The following is a 4,978-nucleotide window of genomic DNA, read 5'->3' as shown; positions in this document are numbered from 1 at the left end:
GAGGTGGAGGTCAAGTCTGCCGCCGGCGGGTTACCCGCCTCGTTGACCTCTACGCTGAGCGCGCTGGCGAATCAGCCCGGGGGCGGGACCATCATCCTGGGACTCGACGAGCGGGCCGGGTTCCGCCCCGTCGAGCTCAGCGACCCGCAGGTACTCAAGCAGGGCCTGGCTGCCAGGGCCCGGGCATTCACACCGCCGGTCCGTCTCACGATCGAAGACGGGGAGGTTGACGGGGCCGCAGTCGTGGTTGCGCAGGTCCACGAGTACGACCGGTCGACCAAGCCCTGTCGCGTCACCGCGACCGGCAGGGCGTACCTACGTGGCTACGACGGCGACTACGCCCTGTCTGACGTGGAGGAACAGGGGTTCCTGGCCGCTCGCCAGCCACCGCTGTTCGACCGTTCACCTGTCGAGGACGCCACCATCGACGAGCTGGACACCGAACTCGTCGATGCTTTTCTACTCGCTGTCCGCGAACGCGACCCGGCCGGGCTCGGCCGTTTTCCCGACGACACCGAGCTCCTACGCCGGGCTGGGGTCACGATGGATGGCGGGCAGCCGACCGTCGCGGGACTGCTCGCTCTCGGGATCCATCCCCAACAGTGGTTCCCTCGCTACGTCATCCAAGCCGCCACGCAGCCCTTGCCCACCGGCTCCACCGCAACGCGGGCCCGCAACCAGGTCACCATCAGCGGACCGGTCCCGCGGATGCTCGACGCGGCGCTGCTCTGGGCCCGACGTACCTTCGACACCGCCATCGTCGCCGAGATGGACGGCAGCGTTCGTGACCGTCCGATCTACCCACTCGTCGCCTTCCGTGAACTGGTCGCCAACGCGCTGATCCACCGCGACCTCGATCACTGGTCCGCCGGGCTGGCCGTCGAAGTGCGGCTTCTGCGGGACCGCCTGGTAGTGACCAACCCCGGCGGCCTGTACGGCATCACCGTCGACCGGCTCGGACGCGACGCGGTGACCTCCGCCCGCAACGCCAGACTGGTCGCGATCTGCCAGCACGTCCGCTCTGCGCAGACCGGAACTCGGGTTATCGAAGCCCTCGCCAGCGGGATTCCCACCGTCACCGAGGCTCTCGCCGACTGTGGCCTGCCGTCAGCCCACTACCTGGACAGCGGCATCCGGTTCACCGTCATCCTCCACCAGTTCGCGACCGCCACGCCCGTGGCAACCGCCGAGCCCCCGCTGGGCGCCACGGAGCGTCGCGTCTACCAGGCCCTGACCCGTCAGGGACGAACAGTCAGCGACCTCGCCGAAGAGCTCGGGCTGTCCGCTCCGAACATCCGCAAGGCCCTGCGAAACCTGCGCGGCCGCGGGCTGATCCTTCAACTCGGCGGCAGAGGCAGGGCCACCACCTACCAGCGGACGGACTCATAGCCGATCGATCCTTACCCGCCAACCACTACACGCCCTGGACCATGCCTGGCCCATCCCCATGTTCCACCCGGCCAGATGACGCCGAGTCCACCGCGCGAGCCAGATGAATCACGTCACCGCCGCTGGTCACGGTGAGAAGCATCGGCGCCCCATGCGTGGTCCTTTGATGTGCCCCGAAAGCCACGCATGGGGCGAAACGGCCTGCACTCCGCGTGGTGTGGCCGCGCGATCAGTCGAGCCACAGCGACGGAACTCGTGGACGCCGATGTACACGCAGAGTCATCAGAGGATGAGTGGGTTCATGGCCTGCCGCAGGCATCTGACGACCCTGCACGGGCACGCTCCGTGATCCCCGCGCCGACCTTGGACGGCGGGTGACCTTGACGGAGGGATCCACTTCCCGGTCTCGAGTGCGGGCGCGGCGGCGCGGGATGACCTTGCTCGACAGAAGCCCCGGCGGCCCTAGATCTGGGCATCTACCTGCGGGTTTGGTCGTCCAGGCGGGGCTCGGACCACCTGTCGAGGTCCTGACCAGGATCGTTCCACAGCCCTGGATCTCAAAGGGATAGATCGTAAACCGCATCCACCCAGGTCGGAGGAATGATCAAAAAATTGGTGGGGCTCGAACCCACGACCGGAGGATTATGAGGACTATCCGGCTATGCGGTGTGCTGAGCTGCATCGACGCACGTCACGCGCGACCGTGAACGTCGAATACTCCTCTGTACAGAGATCCGTCTGGTTGCAATCCTGTCGAGGAGATCACACCACCCAGCGGTGGTCACAGACCGGCGCGGCCGTGGCCGGTCCGGGGCACGGCCCTGCCGCGGAGGGGCGCCCCGACGGCGGCTGCGGCTTCGACACGGTCGCGTTGCCTTGCGATGCGCGTCCACGCGAGCCCAGGATCTACGCTGGGATCGGATGGTCGCGTCCCACCGACGTCTTGGACGCGTGACGACTCATCCGCCCGGGAGGCGATGGTGACGACGGCCTTGCCAGAGGACAGCTGGCTGCGCGACCTGCGCCCGCAGCCCGCGCGCGTGACGGCAGCCGAGTACGAGGCGCTGTCGGAGGAGATCGCCCGGTCGATCGAGATCGTCGACGGTTACATCATCTTCTGTGAGGCTCCCGCCCCGGACCACCAGACCGCGGGACGGCGGCTCGCCAACCTGCTGGAGCGGCACGCCCGGAACGCCGTGAAGTCAGGCCGGTACGGCTGCCTGACGGTCAACAACGACGTCGACCTGCGGCTCCGCGACATCCCCCTGCTCAACCGCCGGCCCGACGTCATCCTTTACCGCTGCCTCGATCGTGACCGCGGCGAACGGCTCCGCGCCGAACACGCCCTGCTCGTCATCGAGATCGTCTCGCCCGGCTCAGAGACCCAGGACACCACCGACAAGCTCGGCGAATACGCCCGCGCCGGCATCCAGCACTACTGGATCATCCGACTCGACAACGACGGCGTCACCAGCATCGAACGCTACGCCCTCGACCGCGCCAGCATGCTCTACAAACACCTCGGCACCCTCATGAAAGACGAGGCCGGCGGACCACCGGAAATCACCAACCCCATCCCGATCACCATCACCTGGGATGACCTGGCTTTCTGAGCGTCCCGACAGGTCGACAGGACCAATTTTGGCCCTCCCAGTCATTTGTTACAAGCCGTGCGAGACGATCTTGGCACGGTTGGATGTCGCGGATCAGCGTGGCGCCATCGCTTCACTCGTCCCGGGGGTGCGGGAGTTCGGCCCGCCGGGGGTCCCGCGGGTCGAGGAAATCGAGGATCCCAAGCCGTCGGTCGGCGAGGTGCTGGTCGCTGTCGAGGTGGCCGGGGTCGGCTACGGCGACGTCATCGTGCGGTCCGGCCGGTATCCGTTTCCGAAGCCGTACATCCCGGGCCTGGAGGTTGGCGGCCGGGTCGCCGCCGTCGGACCGGACGTCGATTCGTCGCTGACCGGCAAGCGGGTGGTGGCGAGCACGGCTGGGATGACCGGCGGGTACGCGGAGCTGGCCCTGGCCGAGGCCGACAGCGTCTACGAGGTGCCCGAGGGGCTCACCCTCGGGTCCGCTGTGGCGGTGTTCCAGGCCGGCGCCATCGCCGTCGGCCTGGTGTCGGCCATCCAGGTCCGGCCCGACGAGTCCGCTCTGATCACTGCGGCGGCGGGCAGGATCGGCTCGCTTCTGGTGCAGCGGGCCAAGGCTGCCGGGGCCGCGACCGTGATTGCTGCCGTGGGCAGTCCCGCGAAGGCGGACGTCGCGGTCGAGTTCGGGGCCGATGCCGTCGTCGACTACACGACGCCCGGCTGGGTGGCGAAGGTGCGCTGGGCGGTCCGGGCTGACCCTGGAGTCGGCCAGGACATACCCGATGGCCGGAACTGCCCTGGTCGGCTTCGCCTACGAGGGTGTCGCGTCGAAACCGGCCTGACGGCCGGCGGCGGGAAACGCGCCCACGTCGAGGACCCGGCCTCTGCGACCCGGCCTCTGCGACCCGGCCCCCGCGGACCCGGCCCCCACGGGGACAGCCGGCACCGCCGAGCGCCACCACGCCCGACGGCGCCACCCGGCCGACGGCGCAGCGGGCCTCCCCGGGCCCCGGGACAGCACGGGACACCCGCCGCCTCATCGGCCACCACGCCACCGGCCACCACGCCACCACGCCATCGGCCATCGGCCATCGGCGACATTCCCGGCTGGAAGTTCGGCCGCGGTGGGGCGTAGGCAGGGGCGGTCGGTGGTGCGCAGTAGGCATGGCCGGCCATGCCGGCGCAACCACTGCGGGACCTTGTCGAGCCAGGCTGGGCGCATGCCCTCGAACCGGTGGCGGGGCAGATCAGCGCCATGGGCGACTTCCTGCGGGCGGAGATCGCCGCCGGGCGCGGCTACCTGCCGGCCGGCCCGCATGTCCTGCGGGCCTTCCAGCAGCCGTTCGACGACGTGCGGGTGCTGATCGTCGGACAGGATCCCTACCCGACCCCGGGAATGGCCATCGGCTACAGCTTTGCGGTGGCACCCGAGGTGCGCCGGCTGCCGGGCAGTCTGCTGAACATCTTCCAGGAGCTGTGCGCGGACGTCGGCGTGCCGAGGCCCTCGACCGGCGACCTGACCGGCTGGACGCGCCAGGGGGTGCTGCTGCTGAACCGGGCGCTGACGACGGCGCCGCGCCAGCCCGGGCTCGCACCGGGGCAAAGGCTGGGAGCCGGTCACCGAACAGGCCATCCGGGCGCTGGCCGGGCGGGGCAGGCCGCTGGTCGCGATCCTGTGGGGTGCCGAGGCCCGCAGCCTGCGGCCGTTCCTGGACGGTGCCGCGACCATCGAGTCCGCCCACCCGTCACCGCGGTCGGCCGACCGGGGCTTCTTCGGGTCCCGGCCGTTCAGCCGGGCCAACGACCTCCCGCGCCGCCAGGGTGCCGAGCCGGTCGACTGGAGCCTCCCGTGACCCGCCCGCCGCTCGGCCCGGAAGCTCCGGGACACGGCGCCTGACCGTGGCCGACACCGGCGCCCCGGCAGACGTGAGATGCCCTGCCCCGCGGGCTGCGGTCCGGGAGGGTGCCGGTCAGCGTTGCGCGGGGGCACCGGCGGGGGT

The 4,978-nt window shown here is 70.1% G+C and carries 4 protein-coding genes; all 4 read left to right on the top strand.

The window, feature by feature from the left end; genetic code table 11:
• A partial coding sequence (locus AC08OO_RS00685) for an ATP-binding protein (protein WP_476618145.1) occupies positions 1 to 1,389 on the top strand: 1,389 nt, incomplete at its 5' end.
• A gap of 977 nt (positions 1,390 to 2,366) precedes the next feature.
• Positions 2,367 to 3,002, top strand: a complete 636-nt coding sequence (locus AC08OO_RS00680; RefSeq protein ID WP_035733244.1) for a Uma2 family endonuclease — start codon at positions 2,367 to 2,369, stop codon at positions 3,000 to 3,002.
• A gap of 79 nt (positions 3,003 to 3,081) precedes the next feature.
• Complete coding sequence (locus AC08OO_RS00675; protein ID WP_476618144.1) at positions 3,082 to 4,113, top strand: alcohol dehydrogenase catalytic domain-containing protein; 1,032 nt, start codon at positions 3,082 to 3,084, stop codon at positions 4,111 to 4,113.
• Positions 4,114 to 4,152: 39 nt separating this feature from the next.
• The gene (locus AC08OO_RS00670) at positions 4,153 to 4,875 is read left to right on the top strand and encodes a uracil-DNA glycosylase (protein ID WP_023840414.1); all 723 of its coding nucleotides are present in this window, start codon (positions 4,153 to 4,155) and stop codon (positions 4,873 to 4,875) included.
• Positions 4,876 to 4,978: the final 103 nt, after the last annotated feature.

The organism is Frankia sp. CeCAU1 (genome assembly GCF_977971845.1).
The sequence above is the reverse complement of the archived record's forward strand: the minus strand, read 5'-3'. Positions and strand labels throughout refer to the sequence as shown.

Bases quoted from the DNA above. Each gene is read 5' to 3' on its own strand.
- AC08OO_RS00670 (WP_023840414.1), top strand. From the start codon at position 4,153: ATGCCGGCGCAACCACTGCGGGACCTTGTCGAGCCAGGCTGGGCGCAT.
- AC08OO_RS00680 (WP_035733244.1), top strand. From the start codon at position 2,367: ATGGTGACGACGGCCTTGCCAGAGGACAGCTGGCTGCGCGACCTGCGC.